The sequence below is a fragment of the Hanamia caeni genome, from assembly GCF_003721595.1.
Lineage (GTDB): Bacteria > Bacteroidota > Bacteroidia > Chitinophagales > Chitinophagaceae > Ginsengibacter > Ginsengibacter caeni.
On the sequence record NZ_RJJR01000039.1, the window covers coordinates 1 to 2,727 of the forward strand.

The 2,727-nt window shown below is 42.0% G+C and carries 2 protein-coding genes; one reads left to right on the top strand and one right to left on the bottom strand.

The genetic code is table 11. The features are described from left to right. The coding region (locus tag EFY79_RS21825) for a hypothetical protein (RefSeq protein WP_233578077.1) at nucleotides 1–220 on the top strand (220 nt) is incomplete at its 5' end. 463 nt (nucleotides 221–683) lie between these two features. Here the strand turns inward: EFY79_RS21825 and EFY79_RS21190 are convergent. After that, complete coding sequence (locus tag EFY79_RS21190; protein ID WP_123122761.1) at nucleotides 684–2,411, bottom strand: carbamoyltransferase family protein; 1,728 nt, start codon at nucleotides 2,409–2,411, stop codon at nucleotides 684–686. Nucleotides 2,412–2,727: the final 316 nt, after the last annotated feature.

Consider the following 2,727-nt stretch of genomic DNA (forward strand, 5'->3'; position numbering starts at 1 on the left):
CCTTCTTCGACTTTCTAAAGAGGCTTCAACCCTTCGACAAGCTCTGGGCAGGACTGAGTTTATCGCATTTAAAAGAGTGAATGTTCCTTTTTTTGTCATGCTGAGCTTGTCGAAGTATGACAAAAAGATGATCTTACTAAGCTTCAAGGAGTTCTCTTCGTGTTCCTTTGTGTGCTTTGTGGCTTCGGGCGAAAGGGCTGCTCTTTTTTTCTCACACTAAGCCCCGAAGAGCTCCAAGGGGCCCGAAGGGGTCGCATTTAAGCCTCCTTCGACTTTCTAACGAGACTTCAACCCTTCGACAAGCTCTGGGCAGGACTGAGTTTATCGCATTTAAAAGAGTGAATGTTCCTTTTTTTGTCATACTGAGCTTGTTGTCATACTGAGCTTGTCGAAGTATGACAAAAAAAGATGATCGTACTAAGCTTCAAGGAGTTCTCTTCGTGTTCCTTTGTGCGCTTTGTGGCTTCGTGCGAAAGGGCTGCTCTTCTTTTCTCACACTAAGCCCCGAAGAGCTCCAAGGGGCCCGAAGGGGTCGCATTTAAGCCTTCTTCGACTTTCTAAAGAGACTTCAACCCTTCGACAAGCTCTGGGCAGGCTAAGCTCAGGCTCCCTTCGACCCTTCGACAAGCTTAGGGCAGGCTAAGCTCAGGCTGACATTCATTGTAAACTGAATTTATCGCATCTCATCTTATAATTAAAATATTTTCAAGAATAAGCATATCCATATTGGTTCTTAAAAAGCAATTCAATGCCTCTTCCGGAGTGTTTACAATAGGCTCATTTTCGTTGAAAGAAGTATTAAGCAAAATCGGAACACCGGTTTTGCTCCGGAATGTTTCTATCAGGCCATAATACCTCGGAGAGATATTTTTATCTACTGTCTGCAACCGACCGGTACCGTCAACATGCGTTACAGCGGGGATTTCTTTTCGTTTTGCTATTTTAACAGGAAAGACTTTTTCCATAAACGGCACCTCATCACTTTGTTCAAAATATTCATTCACGTATTCTTTTAAAATAGAAGGTGCAAAAGGCCTGAAGCTTTCCCTTCTTTTTATTTTTGAGTTAAGGATTTCCTTGGCGTCGGCTCTGCGCGGATCTGCGATGATTGAACGGCCTCCCAATGCGCGGGGGCCAAATTCTGCACGGCCGGTAAACCACCCTGCAACGCCGCCGTTAATAAGGCAATCTGTAATTTTGTCGAATAACAAATTATCACTTAATTCATGGTATGCTATATTTTTTGAGCTTAAGAATTGCTTTATTTCTTCATTATTAAATTGGCTCCCGGTATAGGCGGACCGGATAGAAGGAATTCTTTTCTTTTTTAGAATTTGGTGCTGAACGTATAAAGCAGCCCCTAAGGAAATTCCTGCATCATGGCCTGCTGACGGAATGTAAATATGTTCAAAAGAAGTTTTTGTTTTTATTTTTCCATTGGCCACACTGTTTTGGGCTACGCCGCCGGCAAGGCAAATGTTTTTTAAACCTGTCTTTTTTTGCAGGCTTTCCATAATATGAAAAATCGTATTTTCTGTTATCCGTTGTACGGATGCTGCAAGATCTTTATGGTAATCTGTCAAAGCTTCATCTTTCTTCCTGGGCAGACCAAAACGGCTGACCATTTGTTCGCTATACATGGGTTGAACAACAGGAATGTGATCGTCGCCATAAGAAATGACTCCCTCGGTGCCCTTTCTAAAATATTTTAAATCCAGTTTAAATAGACCGTCACCGGTAAGATGAATGACTTCTTCAAGCCTATCTACGTATAACGGTTTCCCATAGGGAGCCATACCCATTACCTTATATTCATCGCCATAATGGGGAAAGCCAAGCAATTGGGTAAAGGCGGTATAAAAAATTCCAAGAGAGTGAGGAAAGTCAACAGAATCAAGAATAGTTAGATCGTTCCCTTTGCCTATTGCCGTCATGGTAGTGGTAAAATCACCGGAACCATCGATGGAAACACATGCAGCTTCTTTAAAAGGCGAAGCAAAAAAAGCAGATGCTATATGGCTTCTGTGGTGCTCTACCTGGTGAATTTTATTTTTGAATGCGGAAGGAGGAAGATTAGAAAGTTGTGCCAGTTCGACTTCAAGGGAAGAAACTTTTTTAGCATTCTCCAATCTGTGCTTTACGGCTGAAATACTTCCTGCCGGATTTTTCGAGAGGTATAATAGCTTTTTTAAGAATTTGGCTTTGGGGTCGCGGCCGATAGCAAAATAGTCTACTTCGTCAAAACGGATACCGGCTTGTTTAATACAAAACAGTATGGATTCTGAAGGAAATCCTGCCCAGTGTTTTATTCTTTTAAACCGTTCTTCCTCTATGGCAGCAATTAGCCGGCCATCTGCAAAGATGGCCGCGGACGAATCCGCGTGGTATGCATTTATTCCGACGATGATCATTTTTAAGGCCGATTGTTTTTAACAAGCTGGATAACGCGTTTATACCCTGTTTCAGTTTACCGCGTACGATAAAAAAAGATTAATGTTTATCACACTTAGCTTAAAAGTGTAATTTTATTGCCTACTACTAACACCGCCTTCGACCCTTCGACAAGCTCTGGGCAGGCTAAGCTCAGGATGACAGGTAAAACTTAATTTATCGTTATTAACGGGTGAATGTTCTTTTTTTTGTCATGCTGAGCTTGTCGTCATACTGAGCTTGTCGAAGTATGACAAAAAAAGATGATCTTACTAAGCTTCAAGGAGTTCTCTTCGT

What these genes read in the sequence shown, in the direction of transcription:
- EFY79_RS21190 (WP_123122761.1), bottom strand. Translation starts at nt 2,411, where the DNA reads ATGATCATCGTCGGAATAAATGCATACCACGCGGATTCGTCCGCGGCC.